Here is a 19455-nt window from a genome sequence, read left to right on the forward strand (position 1 = left end):
AATGCCTCGTAAGGGCCCCGCCCCGAAGCGCCCGGTCATCATCGACCCGGTCTACGGTTCTCCTCTGGTGACCTCGCTCATCAACAAGATCCTGCTGAACGGCAAGCGTTCCACCGCCGAGCGGATCGTCTACGGCGCCATGGAGGGTCTTCGCGAGAAGACCGGCGCCGACCCGGTCATCACGCTGAAGCGCGCTCTCGAGAACGTCAAGCCGTCCCTCGAGGTCAAGTCCCGCCGTGTCGGTGGCGCCACCTACCAGGTGCCGATCGAGGTCAAGCCGGGCCGCGCCTCCACCCTCGCGCTGCGCTGGGTCGTGGGTTACTCCCGCGCCCGCCGCGAGAAGACCATGACCGAGCGCCTCATGAACGAACTGCTCGACGCCTCCAACGGCCTCGGCGCTTCGGTCAAGAAGCGTGAGGACACGCACAAGATGGCCGAGTCCAACAAGGCCTTCGCGCACTACCGCTGGTAGTCGCTACCCCCATCGAGACCGAGAGAAGACTGAGCCATATGGCCACCACTTCGCTTGACCTGGCCAAGGTCCGCAACATCGGGATCATGGCCCACATCGACGCGGGCAAGACGACGACCACCGAGCGCATCCTGTTCTACACCGGTGTGAGCTACAAGATCGGTGAGGTCCACGACGGCGCTGCCACGATGGACTGGATGGAGCAGGAGCAGGAGCGCGGCATTACCATCACGTCCGCCGCGACGACCTGTCACTGGCCGCTCGAGGACGTCGACCACACCATCAACATCATCGACACCCCCGGTCACGTGGACTTCACCGTCGAGGTGGAGCGTTCGCTCCGCGTCCTCGACGGCGCCGTGACCGTGTTCGACGGTGTGGCCGGTGTGGAGCCGCAGTCCGAGACGGTGTGGCGCCAGGCCGACCGCTACGGCGTGCCGCGCATCTGCTTCGTCAACAAGCTCGACCGCACGGGCGCCGAGTTCCACCGCTGTGTCGACATGATCGTGAACCGCCTCGGCGCGACCCCGATCGTCATGCAGCTCCCCATCGGTGCCGAGGCCGACTTCAAGGGCGTGGTCGACCTCGTCCGCATGAAGGCTCTGGTCTGGTCCGCCGAGGCCACCAAGGGCGAGATGTACGACGTCGTCGACATCCCGGCCACGCACGCCGAGGCCGCCGAGGAGTGGCGCGGCAAGCTGGTCGAGACCGTCGCGGAGAACGACGAAGAGATCATGGAGCTGTTCCTGGAGGGCGAGGAGCCCACCGAGGAGCAGCTGTACGCCGCGATCCGTCGTATCACCATCGCGTCCGGCAAGGGCGGCGACACCACCGTCACCCCCGTGTTCTGCGGCACCGCGTTCAAGAACAAGGGCGTCCAGCCCCTGCTCGACGCCGTCGTGCGCTACCTCCCCTCCCCCCTGGACGTCGAGGCCATCGAGGGCCACGGCGTCAAGGACCCGGAGGAGGTCGTGTCCCGCAAGCCGTCCGAGTCCGAGCCGCTGTCGGCCCTCGCGTTCAAGATCGCGAGCGACCCGCACCTCGGCAAGCTCACCTTCATCCGGGTCTACTCGGGTCGCCTGGAGGCCGGCACCTCGGTGCTGAACTCCGTCAAGGGCAAGAAGGAGCGCATCGGCAAGATCTACCGGATGCACGCGAACAAGCGTGAGGAGATCGACGCCGTGGGCGCCGGCGACATCGTCGCCGTCATGGGCCTGAAGCAGACCACCACCGGTGAGACGCTGTGCGACGAGAAGAACCCGGTGATCCTGGAGTCCATGGACTTCCCGGCGCCGGTCATCCAGGTCGCGATCGAGCCCAAGTCCAAGGGTGACCAGGAGAAGCTGGGTGTCGCCATCCAGCGTCTCGCGGAGGAGGACCCCTCCTTCCAGGTCCACTCGGACGAGGAGACCGGCCAGACCATCATCGGTGGTATGGGCGAGCTCCACCTCGACGTCCTCGTCGACCGCATGCGTCGCGAGTTCAAGGTCGAGGCCAACGTCGGCAAGCCGCAGGTCGCGTATCGCGAGACGATCCGCAAGGCCGTCGAGCGCCACGACTACACGCACAAGAAGCAGACCGGTGGTACCGGTCAGTTCGCCAAGGTGCAGATCGCGATCGAGCCGATCGAGGGCGGCGACGCCTCGTACGAGTTCGTGAACAAGGTCACCGGTGGCCGCATCCCCAAGGAGTACATCCCCTCGGTGGACGCGGGTGCGCAGGAGGCCATGCAGTTCGGCATCCTGGCGGGCTACGAGATGACGGGCGTCCGCGTCATTCTTCTCGACGGTGGCTACCACGAGGTCGACTCCTCCGAGCTCGCCTTCAAGATCGCCGGTTCGCAGGCCTTCAAGGAGGCCGCGCGCAAGGCTTCGCCCGTGCTTCTCGAGCCGATGATGTCCGTCGAGGTCACCACGCCCGAGGACTACATGGGTGAGGTCATCGGCGACATCAACTCCCGCCGTGGCCAGATCCAGGCCATGGAGGAGCGCAGCGGCGCTCGCGTCGTGAAGGGCCTCGTGCCCCTCTCGGAGATGTTCGGCTACGTCGGAGACCTCCGCAGCAAGACCTCGGGTCGCGCAAGCTACTCGATGCAGTTCGACTCCTACGCCGAGGTTCCCCGGAACGTCGCCGAGGAGATCATCGCGAAGGCCAAGGGCGAGTAACTCACCCGAGTTCACGCCGTAGGCTTGACACCGACCGCCGGGGGTCCGCCCCGAAACCTTCAGGGGCTGACCCCGGCGGCCGGCTTCCCAGCAAAGATCACCTGGCGCCGATGAGCAAGGCGTTCAGAACCACTCCAGGAGGACCCCAGTGGCGAAGGCGAAGTTCGAGCGGACTAAGCCGCACGTCAACATCGGCACCATCGGTCACATCGACCACGGTAAGACGACCCTCACGGCCGCCATTACCAAGGTGCTGCACGACGCGTACCCGGACCTGAACGAGGCCTCGGCCTTCGACCAGATCGACAAGGCTCCCGAGGAGCGCCAGCGCGGTATCACCATCTCCATCGCGCACGTCGAGTACCAGACCGAGTCGCGTCACTACGCCCACGTCGACTGCCCCGGTCACGCGGACTACATCAAGAACATGATCACCGGTGCCGCGCAGATGGACGGCGCCATCCTCGTGGTCGCCGCCACCGACGGCCCGATGCCGCAGACCAAGGAGCACGTGCTCCTGGCCCGCCAGGTCGGCGTTCCGTACATCGTCGTCGCCCTGAACAAGGCCGACATGGTGGACGACGAGGAGATCCTGGAGCTCGTCGAGCTCGAGGTGCGTGAGCTCCTCTCCGAGTACGAGTTCCCGGGCGACGACCTGCCGGTCGTCAAGGTCTCGGCGCTCAAGGCGCTCGAGGGCGACAAGGAGTGGGGCCAGTCGGTCCTGAACCTGATGGCCGCCGTCGACGAGGCGATCCCGCAGCCCGAGCGTGACGTCGACAAGCCGTTCCTGATGCCGATCGAGGACGTCTTCACGATCACCGGTCGTGGCACCGTCGTCACCGGTCGTATCGAGCGTGGCGTCCTCAAGGTCAACGAGACCGTCGACATCGTCGGCATCAAGACCGAGAAGACCACCACCACGGTCACCGGCATCGAGATGTTCCGCAAGCTGCTCGACGAGGGCCAGGCCGGTGAGAACGTCGGTCTGCTCCTCCGTGGCATCAAGCGCGAGGACGTCGAGCGCGGCCAGGTCATCATCAAGCCCGGTTCGGTCACGCCGCACACCGAGTTCGAGGCCCAGGCCTACATCCTGTCGAAGGACGAGGGTGGCCGTCACACCCCGTTCTTCAACAACTACCGCCCGCAGTTCTACTTCCGTACCACGGACGTGACCGGCGTCGTGACCCTCCCCGAGGGCACCGAGATGGTCATGCCGGGTGACAACACCCAGATGACCGTCGAGCTGATCCAGCCCGTCGCCATGGAAGAGGGCCTGAAGTTCGCCATCCGTGAGGGTGGCCGGACCGTGGGCGCCGGCCAGGTCACCAAGATCAACAAGTAAGTCCGTTGATCTGACCTGGTAGCTCACCGAGCTGCAAGAAGGGCCCCGCACCTCCCGCAAGGGAGGGGCGGGGCCCTTCGCCGTGCACGGAGGGGCGTGTGCGGCGGGGGCCGGGACCGGCGCGACGGCGGGGACGGCGACAGGGCCCCGTGCCTCCCGCGGGGGAGAGGCACGGGGCCCTGGGCACGAGCGGCGGGCGCCGTCCGGGGAGGCAGGGGCCCGCGGGATCAGACGCCGGCGACCGACTGGATCCAGGACCGGTAGGCGGTGACGTTGGTGTACGCCGTGGTGGTCTGGCGGTCGCTGGTGGAGGCGACGCCGACCTGGACGCCGTTCAGCATCATCGGGCCGCCGGAGTCGCCGCCGGCCGTGATGCCGTTGCCGCGGCGGGCGCAGATCGCCGAGCCGCCGTACGCGTCGGTGCAGCCGCTGGAGACGGTCACGTTCGCCACCTTGAGGTAGCGCGACTGGCAGTTGGCCTCGGAGCCGCACTGCGAGGTGGCGCCCCAGCCGTAGACCTGGACGCTCTGGCCGACGCGGACGGTGCCGGGCTGGCCGAGGGTGGCGTAGGTGGCGCTGACCGAACGGTCCAGGCGCACCAGGGCGAGGTCCGAGGAGTGGGTGTAGGTCTGGGCGCCGTTGGCGACGGTGCCGCCGCTGTGCTGGTCCAGGCTGCCGATGCGGAAGGAGAGCCCGCCGCCGGTGACGCAGTGCCTGGCGGTCAGGATCCAGGTGGGGGCGATGATCGTCGCCGAACAGGTCTCCCGGCCGTTCGAGAACAGGCGGGCGGCCCAGGGGCCGCTCTGCGCGTAGCCGCCGCCGATGATCGGCTGGGGGCCCGCGGGCGCGGCGGCGGCGGTGCTCGCGGTGGGGACGACCGCGAGGGCGGAGAGAAGGGCGGCCGCGAGAGCGGTCACGATCCTGGTTATGCGCAAGGCTCCTCATTTCCGAAGACGCACGGTGGGTGGCCGTGCGTGCGGGGGGATTCCGGGCGGCACCAGGATTCCGGCCGTGCGGACGCGGCGGGTAATAGCGCTTTGCCATAACACGGCGCTATGGGGCGGGAGTCGGCCATCCGGTGGCCGTCCGGCCCCTGCTCCGTGGGCGCGCCGCCGGCCCCCGCCCGCGGGGAGCAGGGGCCGGCGGGCGGGCGGCGGTGGGCTGAGGGCTGCGGGCGGTGGGTCAGCGGTCGGCGGCGATGCGTACGCCGTCGTCGGCGCCGTCGGAGAGGAACGACGCGAGCGCCGCGCCCTCCTCCGTCACGGCGCGGCGGTCGGCGCGGGAGAGACGGCCGAGCGGGGAGACGGCCACCGTGCCGACGTCGGTGGTCCACGTCGCGGCGACCCGGCCGTCGACCAGCACGACCCGCTCCCCGGCGACCGAGAGCAGGCGGTGCTCGTCGTCGATGATCCGGCTCCGGTCCTGGTATCCGAGGATCGCGTTGTCGAACGCCGGGAGGAAGCGCACAGGGGCAGGGGTGTCCGGGTCCGGGCGGGGCGCGTCGGGCAGGTCGAGCAGTACCCGTCCGGCCTCGTCCCGGAACGTGACCAGCTCCGGCCGGAGGGCGGTGACCGCGCCGGGGAGCCCCGCCAGCCCCGACCAGGCGCGGACGTCGGCCGTGGCGGCCGGACCGTACGCCGCCAGATAGCGCCGTACGAGCGCCTCGCCGACGGGGTCGCCGCCGTCGGGCGCGGGCGGGTCGGGCTCGCGGCCGAGCCAGGCGCCGAGCGGGAGGTAGCGCGCGCCGCCGGTGGTGCGCCACAGTCCGCGCGGGGGCACCTGGACGGTGGGGAGCAGTCCGGCGACCAGCAGTTCGCCCAGGGGGCGCGTCCCCGCGTCGGGCCAGCGGCCGACGACGGCCCGCGCGAGCTCGCCCATCGTGCGGGGCTCGCCGTCGGCCATCACCGCCCGTCCGGCGGCGGCCAGTTCTTCCGGGTCGACCCCGTCGAGCTCCCGGCGGTACGTGGCGAGCACCCGCTGGCGGAGCATCGCGTCGTGGCGGGCGCGCCAGGCGAGCGCGTCGCCGGCGTCGACCAGGTGCATGGTGCGGCGCATCAGGTGGACGCGTACCGCCTGCCGGCCGGTCAGCAGTCCGGAGAGGTCGGCGGGCGCGAAGCCGTGGAGCCGGGACCAGAGCCCGGTGAACGGCTCCTGCGGCTCCTGCGCCTGGACGCCGCACAGGTGCCGGACGGCTTCCAGGGCGGTCATCCGGGAGCGGTCGAGCAGCAGCTGGCGGGCGAGCGCGGCGCGGTTGAGCGCCCGGGCCGAGAGCACGGTCATCGGGCGTCCCCTTCGGCCGGGGTCCGCTCGCGGCCGTCGGGGCCGCGCCGTCCGCCGTGCGTGCCCGCCGGGGCCGGTGGCGCGGTCGCGGGGAGTGGGGGGAGGGAGGTCGTCGCGGGCGGAGCCGCCTTCGGCGGGGCGGGCGCGTCGGTGGTCACGGGGGTCGGTTCCTCACGGTCGTCACGGGGTGGCGTACGGACCCACCGTCGCAGCAGTAGCGGTCAGATCCTGTCCTCTTCTCGCGGTAGGGCGGGGCGCGATGCCGGGGTGGGAGGCCGGGACGTGCCGGGAGACGCCGGAGCGCCTGCGGGTGTGCTGCCGCCTGGGACGCGTGCGACCGAGGGATGCCGGGGGCGGGGCGGCGCCGGAGGGGTGGGGGCGGCGCCGCCGAGCGGCGGTGCGGCGGGGCCGTACCGCGCGGCCGACCGGCAGCCGCCCCGTCGCCGGCCGGTGGGGGCGCGTCCGTTCGCGGGCTGGGGCCCGGGGGCTGCAGGTCGGGGTCGGGGCCGGGTGGGGATGCCCGGGGCGGGGCTGCCGCGGGCGGTCGGGGTGTGCGGACTGCGAGCGACCGGCGGCGGGTCACCGCAGGCTGGGGATCTCGCCGCCGCGGGCCGGGGTCAGGGTGACGCCGGGCAGACCGCGCAGGCGGGCCGCGGCGATCTCCGCGAGGACGGCGTCGCCGGGCGGTTCCTGGCCGAGGCCGATGGCGTAGCGGGTGGGGGAGAGGGAGTACGGGCGCGGCCAGGCGTGGGCCGCGGGCGCGGCGTCGGCGAGGTCGGCGACGAGGGCCCGCATCCTGCCGCGGAGCCGGCCCTCGTCCGCACCCGGTGCCACCGTCACCACCGCCCAGGACGCGTGCCTGCGGTGCAGCGGCGGCGGGGCGTCCGGCCTCTCGTGCGAGGGTGCGCCGCCGGTGTCCGTCAGCTCCCAGGCCCGGTACAGCTCCTGCGTCAGCAGGTCGCGCATGCCCAAGGTGACCTGATCGGTGCAGGACCGCACGGGTGCCGACGGCGTCAGGACGGTGACCGGCGCGGTGCCGGGGCCGGGGGTCCCCGTCAGGGCGACGGGGGAGCGCCAGTCCCAGGCCGCCCAGGTCGCGAAGAACCGTGCCGCCAGCGTGCTCGACAGGGCCCTGGGGGCGAGGCCGGCGAACTCGCCGGCCTCCGTGTCCCGCACGGTGCGGGCGGCGAGGACGGCCCAGGCGATGCCGGGCAGGCCGCCGAAGGGGGCGCAGTCCAGGCCGCGGGCGCGTGCCCAGGTCTTCACCTCGCGGGCGAGTACGGCGAACGCAGCCTCCCGGCCGGCGACGGCGCGCAGGACCGCGGCCGCGTCGTCCACCGCGCTCAGCGCCACCGCCCCGGCCTCGCCGAGCTCCGCCCGGCGCGCGACCGCGTCGGCCGGGTCGACCGGCCCCGTGGGGACCACGGCCAGGTCCACCGCCAGTCCGGCGCTGGTCAGGCGCACTCCCGGCACCCGGGCACCGGTCACGTCGCGGAGCCCGGCCGCGTCGGGGAGGGCGGACCCGAGCGCCGCACGCACCTCCTGGGTCGTCACCTCGCCCGGGAGGGCGGCGACCAGATCGAGGTCCGCGCCGGGCAGCGCGCAGCCGGTCCGCCGTGAGCCGACGACGTGCACGACGCCCCGGGGGAGCGCCGCGGCGATCCCCGTCACGATCCGCCCGACCCGCGCGGTCTCGTCCTCGGCGGCTTCCTCCCAGGCTGCTTCTCGGCGGGTGGCCTCCGGCCCGGCGGGTCCGCGGCCCGCAGGCGACGGTCCGGTGGCTCCGGGCCCGGTGGCCTCCGGCCCGGCGGGACCGCGGCCCGCGGGTCTCCGACCCGACGGACCGGTGGCTCCGGGCCCGGGGGCCTCCGGCTCCTCGGCCCACCGCACCTCGCCGGTGCCGAGGGCGACTGTGGCGCGGACGCGCATCGGCTCGCCGCCCCGGCGGGCGAGGACGGCGATCTCGCCGACGGTGGTGCCGAAGGCCGCGAGCCGGGCCTCGCACGCGGCGGCCAGGGCCTGCGGGTCGCCGGTGCGGCCGAGGCTGAGGTGCGGCGTGAAACCGGGGTGGCGGCCCCGGCAGGCGGGGAACCGGTCCAGCAGGCGTTCTCGCAGGTCCGCCCATGGTTCCTCGTCGTCGGCCGCCGGGTCGAGCCACACCGTCGCGCCCTCCCGGTGCCCGAACCAGTGCACCCCCGCCAGCCGTGCCGCGAAGGGGCGCACCCCGCGCACGGCGGCGGAGACCAGCGGCAGCGCCGCCTCGAACGAGGACTCGGGCACGAATCCGAAGAGCAGGTTCACATGCGGCGGCCAGCGGTGGAACTGCGGGTCGTTCTCCCGGCGGATCTCCTGGAGCGCGGACCGGATCTCCCGCGGCGGGAGCCAGGCCAGCGCCGTCCGCACGGTGGGCTCCGCGTCCGGCGCCGCACCCGCCCCGGCCCGCTCGGGGGCGAGTTCGGCGCACACCCCGTAGTGGTCGGAGAGGTGCAGTCCGTCCGCGGCGGGTTCGGTGCCGAGGAGGGACACCTCCCGCGCCCGCAGCCGTCCGGCGCGCAGCAGCACCCGGTCCAGCCGGGAGGCGCGGCCGCTCAGCGAGGAGACCGCGGCGAGCGGGTTGGCCCGCGGGTCGAAGGTCGGGGTCGTGTCGCCGGAGCCGCGGACCTCGCTCCACGCGTCGCGCATCCCGAGGGCGGTCTGCGGCGCGTCCGTCCCGTCGTTGAAGTCGCCGAGCAGGACGACATCGCCGTCGAGCGGTGCCAACCCTTCGGCCAGCCGCGCCAGTTCGGCCTCCCGGCGGGCCGCCCCGTCCGCGGAGTGGTCGCTGCTCAGGTGGGTCACGGCCACGGTGAGCGGCCCGTCCGGGCCCTCCACGACCAGCGCGGTCACCGCCTTGTGCGGACCCAGCGCGTGGTGCCCGGCCTCCCGTACGGGCAGCCTGCTGAGCAGCAGCAGTCCGCAGTCGTCGACGTCCCGCGCGGCGGGGTCGGTGCCCAGGGTGTACGCCTCGCGCACCCAGGGTTCGCGGAGGAGCAGCGCCAGCAGCGGGGGCTCGACCTCCTGGAGCGCGATCACGTCCGCGTCCGCGGCGCGCAGCGCGGCCGGCAGCAGGGGCCGGCGCCGGGCCGTGTCGATGCGGTCGGCGTCGTAGCGGTCCCACAGCGTGTTCCAGGTCAGCACCCGCACCCTTCCCGAGGAGGGGTGCGTCCCCCGCGGTGAGCGGGCCGGGACCCACTCCGCGCCGTCGAAGACGTGCGGGGTGCGGGCGGCGAAGAACGGCGCGCGCAGACTGCGTGCCTCGCGTACCCGGCCCGCGCCGGTGGCGTCGATCCGGTCGGTGCCGGTGGCCCGGTCCCACACGGTCTCGCCGTCGGCCTCGAAGAAGAGCACCCGGTGCCACGGGATCTCCCCGCCCGGGACGAACGCGGGCAGGGGCACCCGCTTGGGGGCCGCGCCCCGCTGCATCACGCCGATCGTGAAGCGGGACGGGTCGAAGCGGGCGTCCCAGCGGACCCGGTGGTAGATCTCCTCGCTGGTGCGCACGGCTACGCCTCCTCCTCGATCGTCCCACTGGCCCCGACGTACCAGGTGCGGTGCGCCTCGCCCGGGTAGGGCGGGCCGAAGCGCCGCAGCTGGGACGCGAGCACCGCGGGCGGCACGGGGTGCGCCCGGTGTCCGTTGCGGCGCACCAGTTCGTCCTCGTCGACCAGGACGACCGCGTCGGTGATCAGCGCGTCCCGGCGGCGGGCGACCGCGTCGACGAGGGAGCGCTGCTGCCGACCCAGCGAGGTGGCGTCCCAGACCACGGTCGCCCGGCCGGTGAGCGCGGCGTCCAGCCGGGCGAGCGCCTCGCGCAGGACCTCGCCGTTGGCGCGCTGGTCGGCCCGGGATCCGCGGGCCTCGCGCAGGTCGTCCAGGGCGAGGTGGGTGCCGACGCCCGGGAGCGCGCGGGCGAAGGTGCTCTTGCCGCTGCCGGACGGGCCCACGGTGCGGATCAGCCGGGGGAAGTCGCCGCTCCGCCACCGCCAGGTGGCGGCGGCGGCCTCGCCGGGGCCGTCGATCCTTCCGTCGGCGTACGCCGTGTGCGCCTCGGCGCGGCAGCGGGCGGCGGTCTCGGCGTCCAGGCCGGTGAACACCTCGCCGAGCCCGGTCAGCGGGCGGATCTCCTCGGCGTGCAGGGCCGACCACTCGACCTGCTCACGCGCCTCGCCGCCGGCGGCGGTCGCCCGCGCCACGGCGTGCAGGGCGGTCAGGTCGGCGGCGCGCGACAGGCGCAGCAAGCCGGACCTGCGGTCGGCGTCGGGGTACGGGCGGTGGAGGGCCGGGTGGAGGCCGACGAGGTCCGCGATCCGGCGTGCCTGCGGGAGCCCGAGGCGGGCGGCGAGCCCGGTGGCGACCCGTGACCGCCGTTCGCGGTGGAGCAGCGCGGCGAGCACGGCGTCCAGCCGGGCGTCCCCGAGGGCGCCGGCGGGGTCCAGCCGGGCGGCCGCCGCCCGGTCGGGTGCGGCGCGGGTGCCCTGCGGGCCGTCCGCGTGCGCCGCTTCCGGGCCTGCCGCGTGCGCCGTATCCGCTCCCGCCGCGTGCGTCGCCGTCTCCGCGCCGGCCGCGCGCTCCGCGGCCGCCCCGAGCCTCAGCGCGGTGGCGAGCCCGTCCGGATCCGCGGGGGCTCCCGAACGCACCGCCCACAGAGGTGCGTTCGGGCCGAGCGTGTTGGGCACGACCGCGGAGTGCATCCAGTGGGTGCCCGTCGTCACGTGTCCCGGGCGCACCCACTTGGCCACCCGCTCCCCGAACTCCTCCGCCATGAACCCCTCCGCGGTGCGGACGACGTAGCCCTCCTGGCGTCCCGGGTCCACCCGCAGGGCGCGCAGGGCGCGTTCGTCGAAGAGGCCGCGCCACAGCACGCGGGGCACCGGGATGCCGCGCTCGCGCAGAAAGCGCACGGTGCGGTCCCAGTCCGGGCACCAGCCCAGCTCGTCCCAGACCGAGAAGCCGTAGAAGTACCCGTCCAGGTCGTCGTAGGCCAGCGAGTGGCGGGCGTAGAGGTTCTCGCCGCAGATCCGCCAGTCCTCGGGGATCGTGTGGCCGATCCGGCCCTGGAGTGCCTTCACCCAGGTACGGGAGGGGTGGTGGCCGAGTCGAGGGAGCGGGCGTGCAGTCCGTCCGCGTAGAGCGTGGTGTTCTCGCCGTCGAGCTTCTCGGTGACGACGACCTCGCGGCCGCGCAGACCGCCGAGACCGGTGGTCCGCAGATCGTCCGGGGTCGCCCCGGGGGACCACGGCAGATGCCGGGTCCGCGGATAGTGCGTACGCATGGTGACCGTCCCCCGTGACCGCTGGTGCCGTCGTCACTGTAGGTGCGCGGCGGGCGGGGATTCGAGGAGTTTTCGCCGTCCGGGGTGCCGGTGCGGCCGGGGGCGGCCGCGGTGCGGCCGGTGGGGTGAGGCCGCGGGGGAGTGCCCTCGCCGGAACCGGGGGCGCCCGTATCGTCCCGGTATGAAACCGAGGCTGGGGGCGTCTCTGACGTCCGTGATGCTGCTGCTCACCGCGACGACCGGGATGGTCGAGGCCGTCTCCTTCCTCGCGCTCGGGCCGGTGTTCGCGGCGGTGCAGACGGGCAGCCTGCTGCTCCTCGGCTTCTCGCTCGGGGGCGCCCCGGGCATCTCCGCGGCCGTCTCCGCGGTCTCGCTCGCCGCCTTCGCGCTCGGTGCGGTCGCCGGTTCGCGGGTGGAGACGGCTATCGACGTCCGGGAGCGGCGCTGGTTCGAGGGGGCGCTGGTGGTGGAGGGCGTGCTGCTGGGGGCTGGCGCCCTGGTGATCTGGGGCGTGGGCATCGACGGCATCGGCGGGCCGGTCGACGGCCGGCATCTGGCCGCGATCGCGACGGTGGCCTGTGCGATGGGGGTCCGGAACGTGACGGCCCTGCGGGTCGCGCTGCCGGGGGTGACGACGACGGTGGCGACCCGCACCTTCACCGGCCTCGTCGTGGCGCTGCACCCGCTGGCCGCCGACAGCCGGGTCGGCGCCGGGGCGGGCATCGAGCTGCGGCGGCTGTCGACCGTCCTCGCACTGGCGGGCGGAGGGCTGCTCGGCGCGTGGCTGCTGGCCTCCTCCGTGCGGCCCGCGGTGGTGCTCGCGGTGCCCGCCGCCGTGGTGCTGGCGACGGGCCTCGTACGGCTGGCGGCGGCCCGCCCGCGGACGTCGGTACCGGGCTGAGGGCGGGCGCCGCCCGCCTCCGGGTCAGGCCGGGGCCGCGTCCTCGTGACCGGGCGTCCCGTCCTGCCGGGCCTCCCCGCCGAAGACCTCCTCGGCCGAGGTGGCGGTGACGGCACGCCCCAGCCATTCGAGCAGGGTGTCGGGGTCGGTGCAGGTGCTGATGCGTTCCCGGACGTCGTCCGGGACGTCGATACCGCGCCGCTCCATGACCAGGAGCACGCTCCGCGCCTCGCCTTCGGCGCGGCCCTCGGCACGGCCCCTGGCACGGCCCTCCTCCCGGATCTCCTCCGAGATGGGTGACGTATAGAAAGAGAGGTCCACGGCCACCAGCTTCCTCCACTCCAGTGCGGCCGGCAGTGTGCCCAGGCCTTGGGATACGAATTCGATCAGGGGGAACCGGATGCCGTCCGGGGCATCCCGCAGGGCGCCGGTCAGCGCCTTCAGTATGGCCGCTGCGTCCGTGCTCGCGCCGTGTGTGATCGCGGCGAACGTGGCGAGCGGCAGATCCTTGCGCGCCTCTGCCGTCGTGGTGATGACGGGCATGTTGTGAGGCCCGACGACAAGGGGCCGTACGGTGAGCGACGGCCATCCCGCGGCGGCGAAGTCGACCGGACGCTCCGCCCACTCGGCGGTGCTCCGGTCCTGGCACACGACGAGCAGCAGCGGCGGCCGGCCGTACTTGTTCAGGACGTACGCCACGTAGTACGCCCAGCCGCTCGGTTTGGCGGGGTCCTTCCTGCTCTGCGCTTCTACGGCGAGCAGCAGAGGACCGTCGTCGCCCTCTGTGTCCAGGCGTAAGAGCGTGTCCACGCGGCGCTCGACGGGCCGGTTCTCGGTGAGGTCCGTCGGCATGACGGTGACGGAGAAGGGTGAGGGGAGAGGGACGCCCAGCACCTCGGAGATCCCGGACAGCAGGCCCGGGTACTCCTGGAAGATGCGGTGCATTGCCTCGTGGGACGAACTGACCATGCGGGTCCCTTGCCGGTTCGCGTGACGGCATGTGCTCGGGGCACATGCCAGAGTGCGTTGAGCGTAGGCACGCGCAGACGCGTTCCCGCCCGGTGGGCGAGGGGCTTCACCTGCACGAGGGAGCGTGGAGGAGGAGCGGGGGGCGCGTGAGGCGCTCGGCGAGTCAAAGGCGCGAGACTCCGCAGCAGTTGTGCGCCCCGCGGGCTGTCGGCCCGGCGACTCGTCGCCCCGTCCCGCCCGCTCCCGGGCAGCCCCGCACCCGCCGCTCCGGACGGGGGTCCTCCGGTAGTGGGGGGTGCGCGGCGGTTTGACAGGCAACCCCCGCGGGGTAATCTCTTCGGCCCGATTGGCCAGGCGCATGGCCCGTGTGGCAGACTGTCCGGGTTGCTCGGTTGAGTGCCGATGCTGCGCGCCTCCCGCCGGGAGGACCGGAAGCGAGTCCCACAGTACTCGTCGCCCTTCCTCGCCCCAGGCGGGAATCGGCGGACGTACGGGAATCTTCCGGGAAGCGTCAGCGGGGTACCGGCCAGGCGCACGGCGGGAGCTCTTCCCCCGGTCAGCGGTCTTCGGGCCCGCAACCCCTTGGTTGGGAAATCCTTCGGGAGATCTTCGTAGAGGGAATGCGACACGCCCGACCGCGTGGGTCGGAGAAGAGTGCAGGGCTCGCCGGGCACCAGAGCGTTTCACTAGACAAAGGACTACTGAGTAGCCATGGCGGGACAGAAGATCCGCATCCGGCTCAAGGCCTACGACCACGAGGTCATCGACTCCTCGGCGAAGAAGATCGTCGAGACGGTGACCCGCACTGGTGCGTCGGTCGCGGGCCCGGTGCCGCTGCCCACTGAGAAGAACGTGTACTGCGTCATCAAGTCGCCGCACAAGTACAAGGACTCGCGCGAGCACTTCGAGATGCGCACGCACAAGCGCCTGATCGACATCCTCGACCCGACGCCCAAGACCGTTGACTCGCTGATGCGCCTGGACCTTCCGGCCGGCGTTGACATCGAGATCAAGCTCTGAGAGGCGCGGAAGAGATGGCAAAGCAGATCAAGGGCGTCCTGGGCGAGAAGCTCGGCATGACCCAGGTCTGGGACGAGAACAACCGTGTCGTCCCGGTGACCGTTGTCAAGGCCGGGCCCTGCGTCGTCACCCAGGTCCGTACGAACGACATCGACGGCTACGAGTCGGTCCAGATCGCCTTCGGCGAGATCGACCCTCGCAAGGTGAACAAGCCCCTCAAGGGCCACTTCGCCAAGGCCGACGTGACCCCCCGCCGCCACCTGGTGGAGCTCCGCACCCCTGACGCCAGCGAGTACACGCTGGGCCAGGAGATCACTGCCGAGGTGTTCGAGTCCGGCGTCAAGGTCGACGTTACGGGCAAGAGCAAGGGCAAGGGCTTCGCCGGTGTCATGAAGCGTCACAACTTCAAGGGCCTCGGCGCCGGTCACGGCACCCAGCGCAAGCACCGCTCTCCCGGCTCCATCGGTGGCTGCGCCACCCCGGGCCGCGTGTTCAAGGGCCTCCGCATGGCGGGTCGCATGGGCAACGAGCGGGTCACCACCCAGAACCTGACCGTTCACGCCGTTGACGCGGAGAAGGGTCTGCTCCTCATCAAGGGCGCAGTTCCCGGTCCGAACGGCGGCCTGGTCCTGGTCCGCACTGCGGCCAAGGGGGCCTGAGGACTATGAGCACCATTGACATTCTGTCGCCCGCCGGCGACAAGTCCGGGACCGTCGAGCTCCCGGCCGAGATCTTCGACGCCAAGGTCAGCATCCCGCTGATCCACCAGGTCGTCGTCGCGCAGCTGGCCGCCGCCCGTCAGGGCACGCACAAGGTCAAGACGCGTGGCGAGGTCCGTGGTGGTGGCAAGAAGCCCTACCGCCAGAAGGGCACCGGCCGCGCCCGTCAGGGTTCGACCCGTGCGCCGCAGTTCGCCGGCGGTGGCGTCGTGCACGGCCCCGTGCCGCGTGACTACTCGCAGCGGACCCCGAAGAAGATGAAGGCCGCCGCCCTGCGCGGTGCCCTCACCGACCGGGCCCGCCACTCCCGTATCCACGTCGTCTCCGGCGTGGTCGACGGCGCGGTGTCCACGAAGGCCGCCAAGTCCCTGCTGGGCAAGATCTCGGAGCGCAAGAACGTGCTCCTGGTCGCCGAGCGTGCGGACGAGGCCGCGTGGCTGTCCGCCCGCAACCTGCCCCAGGTCCACATCCTGGAGCCGGGCCAGCTGAACACGTACGACGTGCTCGTCTCCGACGACGTGGTCTTCACCCAGGCCGCCTTCGAGTCCTTCGTGTCCGGCCCCAAGGCCGCCAACGACACCGAAGGGAGCGAGGCCTGATGTCCGAGGCCACGATCACCAGCAAGACCTTCACGGACCCGCGCGACGTTCTCGTCAAGCCGGTTGTCTCCGAGAAGAGCTACGCGCTGCTGGACGAGAACAAGTACACGTTCATCGTCGCGCCCGGTTCCAACAAGACCCAGATCAAGCAGGCCGTCGAGGCGGTCTTCTCGGTCAAGGTCACCGGGGTCAACACGATCAACCGCCAGGGCAAGCGCAAGCGCACCCGCACCGGTTTCGGCAAGCGCGCCAACACCAAGCGCGCCATCGTGACCCTTGCTGAGGGCGACCGTATCGACATCTTCGGCGGCCCGACCTCCTGACGGAGGTCGAGTCGTCCGAATATCGGACGAGGACTGAGAAATGGGTATCCGCAAGTACAAGCCGACGACTCCGGGCCGTCGTGGCTCCAGCGTCGCCGACTTCGTCGAGATCACGCGGTCCACGCCGGAGAAGTCGCTGGTCCGCCCCCTGCACAGCAAGGGCGGCCGTAACAACACCGGTCGTGTGACCGTCCGTCACCAGGGCGGTGGCCACAAGCGCGCCTACCGCGTGATCGACTTCCGTCGTCACGACAAGGACGGCGTGCCGGCCAAGGTCGCTCACATCGAGTACGACCCGAACCGCACCGCGCGCATCGCGCTGCTCCACTACGTGGACGGCGAGAAGCGCTACATCATCGCGCCGCGTGGCCTGAACCAGGGCGACCGCGTCGAGAACGGCCCCGGCGCCGACATCAAGCCCGGCAACAACCTGGCGCTGCGCAACATCCCGGTCGGTACCACGATCCACGCGATCGAGCTCCGTCCCGGCGGTGGCGCGAAGTTCGCCCGCTCCGCGGGTGCCTCCGTGCAGCTGCTCGCGAAGGAGGGCCAGATGGCCCACCTGCGCATGCCGTCCGGCGAGATCCGTCTGGTCGACGTCCGCTGCCGCGCCACCATCGGCGAGGTCGGCAACGCCGAGCAGTCGAACATCAACTGGGGCAAGGCCGGCCGTCTGCGCTGGAAGGGCGTCCGCCCGACCGTCCGCGGTGTCGCGATGAACCCGGTTGACCACCCGCACGGTGGTGGTGAGGGCAAGACCTCCGGTGGTCGCCACCCGGTCTCCCCGTGGGGTCAGAAGGAGGGTCGTACTCGTTCGCCGAAGAAGGCTTCGAACAAGTACATCGTCCGCCGCCGCAAGACGAACAAGAAGCGCTAGGAGCGGGTTTAGATGCCGCGCAGTCTCAAGAAGGGGCCCTTCGTCGACGACCACCTGATCAAGAAGGTGGACGCCCAGAACGAAGCCGGCACCAAGAACGTCATCAAGACCTGGTCCCGTCGCTCGATGATCATCCCGGCCATGCTCGGCCACACGATCGCGGTGCACAACGGCAAGATCCATGTCCCGGTGTTCGTCACCGAGTCCATGGTCGGCCACAAGCTCGGCGAGTTCTCGCCGACTCGCACCTTCCGCGGCCACGTCAAGGACGACCGGAAGTCGAAGCGCCGCTAAAGCGGGGTGGAACGACTATGACTTACACCGAAGGGACAACCATGGAAGCCAGGGCCCAGGCGCGGTACATCCGCGTCACGCCCATGAAGGCCCGCCGCGTGGTGGACCTCATCCGTGGCATGGATGCCACGGAGGCTCAGGCGGTCCTGCGTTTCGCCCCGCAGGCCGCGAGCGTGCCGGTTGGCAAGGTGCTGGACAGCGCCATTGCCAACGCCGCGCACAACTACGACCACACCGACGCCTCTTCGCTGGTCATCAGCGAGGCGTACGTGGATGAGGGCCCGACCCTGAAGCGGTTCCGTCCGCGTGCCCAGGGCCGTGCCTACCGGATCCGTAAGCGGACCAGCCACATCACCGTGGTCGTCAGCAGCAAGGAAGGAACCCGGTAATGGGCCAGAAGGTAAACCCGCACGGGTTCCGGCTCGGTATCACCACGGACTTCAAGTCCCGCTGGTACGCCGACAAGCTGTACAAGGACTACGTCAAGGAAGACGTCGCCATCCGTCGGATGATGACGTCCGGCATGGAGCGCGCCGGTATCTCGAAGGTGGAGATCGAGCGCACCCGTGACCGCGTGCGGGTGGACATCCACACCGCGCGTCCCGGCATCGTCATCGGCCGCCGTGGCGCCGAGGCCGACCGCATCCGCGGCGACCTCGAGAAGCTCACGGGCAAGCAGGTCCAGCTGAACATCCTCGAGGTCAAGAACCCCGAGGTCGACGCTCAGCTCGTGGCCCAGGCCGTTGCCGAGCAGCTGTCCTCCCGCGTCTCCTTCCGCCGTGCCATGCGCAAGAGCATGCAGTCGGCGATGAAGGCCGGCGCCAAGGGCATCAAGATCCAGTGCGGCGGCCGTCTCGGCGGCGCCGAGATGTCCCGCTCGGAGTTCTACCGCGAGGGCCGTGTGCCGCTGCACACGCTCCGCGCGAACGTCGAGTACGGCTTCTTCGAGGCCAAGACGACCTTCGGCCGCATCGGCGTGAAGGTCTGGATCTACAAGGGCGACGTCAAGAACATCGCCGAGGTCCGCGCCGAGAACGCTGCTGCCCGTGCGGGCAACCGCCCGGCCCGTGGCGGCGCCGACCGCCCGGCCGGCCGCGGTGGCCGCGGTGGCGAGCGTGGCGGTCGCGGTCGCAAGCCGCAGCAGGCTCAGGCAGCCGAGGCCCCCAAGGCCGACGCTCCCGCCGCTCCGGCTGCTGAGAGCACCGGAACGGAGGCCTGACCGACATGCTGATCCCCCGTAGGGTCAAGCACCGCAAGCAGCACCACCCCAAGCGCCGCGGTATGGCCAAGGGTGGTACGACGGTCGCGTTCGGTGAGTACGGCATTCAGGCCATGACTCCGGCGTACGTGACCAACCGCCAGATCGAGGCGGCTCGTATCGCGATGACCCGCCACATCAAGCGTGGCGGCAAGGTCTGGATCAACATCTACCCGGACCGTCCGCTGACGAAGAAGCCCGCCGAGACCCGCATGGGTTCCGGTAAGGGTTCCCCGGAGTGGTGGGTCGCGAACGTGCACCCGGGCCGGGTCATGTTCGAGCTGTCCTACCCGAACGAGAAGATCGCACGTGAGGCTCTGACTCGCGCGGCGCACAAGCTGCCGATGAAGTGCCGGATCGTCAAGCGCGAGGCAGGTGAAGCGTGATGTCGGCCGGTACCAAGGCGTCCGAGCTGCGCGAGCTGGGCAACGAGGAGCTTGTTGCCAAGCTCCGCGAGGCCAAGGAAGAGCTGTTCAACCTCCGCTTCCAGGCGGCGACGGGCCAGCTCGAGAACCACGGCCGGCTGAAGGCCGTCCGCAAGGACATCGCCCGGATCTACACCCTGATGCGTGAGCGCGAGCTGGGCATCGAGACGGTGGAGAGCGCCTGATGAGCGAGAACAACGTGACTGAGAAGACCGAGCGCAACGCACGCAAGACCCGTGAGGGCCTGGTCGTCAGCGACAAGATGGACAAGACCGTCGTCGTCGCCGTCGAGGACCGTGTGAAGCACGCGCTGTACGGCAAGGTCATCCGCCGTACCAACAAGCTCAAGGCCCACGACGAGCAGAACGCTGCCGGCGTCGGCGACCGCGTCCTCCTGATGGAGACCCGGAAGCTGTCGTCGACCAAGCACTGGCGCGTCGTCGAGATCCTCGAGAAGGCCAAGTAATCGCTCGAAGGGGTAACCCTTCGAGTTCGTTCCG

General features: G+C 71.6%; 19 protein-coding genes and 1 pseudogene. 15 read left to right on the plus strand and 5 right to left on the minus strand.

Annotation, left to right across the window (positions count from 1 at the left end; genetic code table 11):
• The first annotated feature begins 1 nt into the window (after window position 1).
• From rpsG to tuf, 3 genes are all read left to right on the plus strand, one after another.
• The gene (rpsG, locus tag IAG43_RS18695; RefSeq protein ID WP_006347241.1) at window positions 2–472 is read left to right on the plus strand and encodes a 30S ribosomal protein S7; all 471 of its coding nucleotides are present in this window, start codon (window positions 2–4) and stop codon (window positions 470–472) included.
• 38 nt (window positions 473–510) lie between these two features.
• Window positions 511–2637, plus strand: a complete 2127-nt coding sequence (fusA, locus tag IAG43_RS18700; protein WP_187741867.1) for an elongation factor G — start codon at window positions 511–513, stop codon at window positions 2635–2637.
• 148 nt (window positions 2638–2785) lie between these two features.
• Complete coding sequence (gene tuf, locus IAG43_RS18705) at window positions 2786–3979, plus strand: elongation factor Tu (protein WP_187741868.1); 1194 nt, start codon at window positions 2786–2788, stop codon at window positions 3977–3979.
• A gap of 227 nt (window positions 3980–4206) precedes the next feature.
• On the opposite strand, the gene IAG43_RS18710 is transcribed toward tuf, so the two are convergent.
• The 4 genes and pseudogenes from IAG43_RS18710 to IAG43_RS18725 all read right to left on the minus strand — a co-directional run bounded on the left by IAG43_RS18710 (window position 4207) and on the right by IAG43_RS18725 (window position 11570).
• Window positions 4207–4914, minus strand: a complete 708-nt coding sequence (locus IAG43_RS18710; protein ID WP_187741869.1) for a S1 family peptidase — start codon at window positions 4912–4914, stop codon at window positions 4207–4209.
• Between the two features lie 247 nt (window positions 4915–5161).
• Window positions 5162–6259, minus strand: a complete 1098-nt coding sequence (locus tag IAG43_RS18715; RefSeq protein ID WP_187741870.1) for a winged helix DNA-binding domain-containing protein — start codon at window positions 6257–6259, stop codon at window positions 5162–5164.
• A gap of 579 nt (window positions 6260–6838) precedes the next feature.
• On the minus strand, window positions 6839–9799 hold the full coding sequence (locus IAG43_RS18720; RefSeq protein WP_187741871.1) for a poly(A) polymerase: 2961 nt from the start codon (window positions 9797–9799) through the stop codon (window positions 6839–6841).
• Between the two features lie 2 nt (window positions 9800–9801).
• Window positions 9802–11570 (minus strand): annotated as a pseudogene (locus IAG43_RS18725) (RNA ligase family protein).
• 181 nt (window positions 11571–11751) lie between these two features.
• Here IAG43_RS18725 and IAG43_RS18730 point away from each other — a divergent pair.
• Entirely contained in the window at window positions 11752–12471 is a 720-nt protein-coding gene (locus IAG43_RS18730; RefSeq protein ID WP_246574421.1) for a DUF1275 family protein, read from the plus strand.
• 24 nt (window positions 12472–12495) lie between these two features.
• On the opposite strand, the gene IAG43_RS18735 is transcribed toward IAG43_RS18730, so the two are convergent.
• Window positions 12496–13440 carry an RpnC/YadD family protein gene (locus tag IAG43_RS18735; protein WP_187741872.1) on the minus strand — a complete coding sequence of 315 codons (945 nt, stop codon included), beginning with the start codon at window positions 13438–13440 and terminating at the stop codon, window positions 12496–12498.
• Between the two features lie 711 nt (window positions 13441–14151).
• On the opposite strand from IAG43_RS18735, the gene rpsJ reads away from it, so the two are divergent.
• The 11 genes from rpsJ to rpsQ are packed head-to-tail and all read left to right on the plus strand — an operon-like array spanning window position 14152 to window position 19421.
• Complete coding sequence (rpsJ, locus tag IAG43_RS18740) at window positions 14152–14460, plus strand: 30S ribosomal protein S10 (protein ID WP_003948644.1); 309 nt, start codon at window positions 14152–14154, stop codon at window positions 14458–14460.
• 14 nt (window positions 14461–14474) lie between these two features.
• Entirely contained in the window at window positions 14475–15119 is a 645-nt protein-coding gene (gene rplC / locus IAG43_RS18745) for a 50S ribosomal protein L3 (RefSeq protein ID WP_005313592.1), read from the plus strand.
• A 5-nt stretch (window positions 15120–15124) separates the two neighbouring features.
• Entirely contained in the window at window positions 15125–15778 is a 654-nt protein-coding gene (gene rplD / locus IAG43_RS18750) for a 50S ribosomal protein L4 (protein ID WP_147987680.1), read from the plus strand.
• Window positions 15778–16101 carry a 50S ribosomal protein L23 gene (rplW, locus tag IAG43_RS18755; RefSeq protein ID WP_147987681.1) on the plus strand — a complete coding sequence of 108 codons (324 nt, stop codon included), beginning with the start codon at window positions 15778–15780 and terminating at the stop codon, window positions 16099–16101. Before rplD ends, rplW begins: the two co-directional genes overlap by 1 nt.
• Window positions 16102–16141: 40 nt before the next feature.
• Entirely contained in the window at window positions 16142–16978 is an 837-nt protein-coding gene (gene rplB / locus IAG43_RS18760) for a 50S ribosomal protein L2 (protein WP_147987682.1), read from the plus strand.
• A gap of 12 nt (window positions 16979–16990) precedes the next feature.
• On the plus strand, window positions 16991–17272 hold the full coding sequence (gene rpsS, locus IAG43_RS18765) for a 30S ribosomal protein S19 (protein WP_147987683.1): 282 nt from the start codon (window positions 16991–16993) through the stop codon (window positions 17270–17272).
• A 41-nt stretch (window positions 17273–17313) separates the two neighbouring features.
• A complete protein-coding gene (gene rplV / locus IAG43_RS18770; RefSeq protein WP_004571827.1) occupies window positions 17314–17661 on the plus strand; it encodes a 50S ribosomal protein L22 in 348 nt (115 codons plus the stop codon).
• Window positions 17661–18491 carry a 30S ribosomal protein S3 gene (rpsC, locus tag IAG43_RS18775; protein WP_187741873.1) on the plus strand — a complete coding sequence of 277 codons (831 nt, stop codon included), beginning with the start codon at window positions 17661–17663 and terminating at the stop codon, window positions 18489–18491. The genes rplV and rpsC overlap by 1 nt, the downstream gene beginning before the upstream one ends.
• A 5-nt stretch (window positions 18492–18496) precedes the next feature.
• Window positions 18497–18916 (plus strand): 50S ribosomal protein L16, encoded by a 420-nt coding sequence (gene rplP, locus IAG43_RS18780; RefSeq protein ID WP_005313579.1) that lies wholly within the window; start codon window positions 18497–18499, stop codon window positions 18914–18916.
• Entirely contained in the window at window positions 18916–19140 is a 225-nt protein-coding gene (gene rpmC, locus IAG43_RS18785; protein WP_017949657.1) for a 50S ribosomal protein L29, read from the plus strand. Before rplP ends, rpmC begins: the two co-directional genes overlap by 1 nt.
• Window positions 19140–19421, plus strand: coding sequence for a 30S ribosomal protein S17 (gene rpsQ, locus IAG43_RS18790; protein ID WP_147987685.1), 282 nt, complete (start codon window positions 19140–19142; stop codon window positions 19419–19421). The genes rpmC and rpsQ overlap by 1 nt, the downstream gene beginning before the upstream one ends.
• The last annotated feature ends 34 nt before the right edge of the window (window positions 19422–19455 follow it).

Source organism: Streptomyces genisteinicus (assembly GCF_014489615.1).
Classification (GTDB): Bacteria; Actinomycetota; Actinomycetes; order Streptomycetales; family Streptomycetaceae; genus Streptomyces; species Streptomyces genisteinicus.

Coding starts and splice junctions, on each gene's coding strand:
- fusA (WP_187741867.1), top strand. CDS start 511: ATGGCCACCACTTCGCTTGACCTGGCCAAGGTCCGCAACATCGGGATC.
- IAG43_RS18730 (WP_246574421.1), top strand. CDS start 11,752: ATGAAACCGAGGCTGGGGGCGTCTCTGACGTCCGTGATGCTGCTGCTC.
- rpsG (WP_006347241.1), top strand. CDS start 2: ATGCCTCGTAAGGGCCCCGCCCCGAAGCGCCCGGTCATCATCGACCCG.
- rpsC (WP_187741873.1), top strand. CDS start 17,661: ATGGGCCAGAAGGTAAACCCGCACGGGTTCCGGCTCGGTATCACCACG.
- rplB (WP_147987682.1), top strand. CDS start 16,142: ATGGGTATCCGCAAGTACAAGCCGACGACTCCGGGCCGTCGTGGCTCC.
- rplP (WP_005313579.1), top strand. CDS start 18,497: ATGCTGATCCCCCGTAGGGTCAAGCACCGCAAGCAGCACCACCCCAAG.
- rplW (WP_147987681.1), top strand. CDS start 15,778: ATGTCCGAGGCCACGATCACCAGCAAGACCTTCACGGACCCGCGCGAC.
- rpsJ (WP_003948644.1), top strand. CDS start 14,152: ATGGCGGGACAGAAGATCCGCATCCGGCTCAAGGCCTACGACCACGAG.
- IAG43_RS18715 (WP_187741870.1), bottom strand. CDS start 6,259: ATGACCGTGCTCTCGGCCCGGGCGCTCAACCGCGCCGCGCTCGCCCGC.
- rpsQ (WP_147987685.1), top strand. CDS start 19,140: ATGAGCGAGAACAACGTGACTGAGAAGACCGAGCGCAACGCACGCAAG.
- rplD (WP_147987680.1), top strand. CDS start 15,125: ATGAGCACCATTGACATTCTGTCGCCCGCCGGCGACAAGTCCGGGACC.
- IAG43_RS18735 (WP_187741872.1), bottom strand. CDS start 13,440: ATGGTCAGTTCGTCCCACGAGGCAATGCACCGCATCTTCCAGGAGTAC.
- rpmC (WP_017949657.1), top strand. CDS start 18,916: ATGTCGGCCGGTACCAAGGCGTCCGAGCTGCGCGAGCTGGGCAACGAG.
- rplC (WP_005313592.1), top strand. CDS start 14,475: ATGGCAAAGCAGATCAAGGGCGTCCTGGGCGAGAAGCTCGGCATGACC.
- rpsS (WP_147987683.1), top strand. CDS start 16,991: ATGCCGCGCAGTCTCAAGAAGGGGCCCTTCGTCGACGACCACCTGATC.
- rplV (WP_004571827.1), top strand. CDS start 17,314: ATGGAAGCCAGGGCCCAGGCGCGGTACATCCGCGTCACGCCCATGAAG.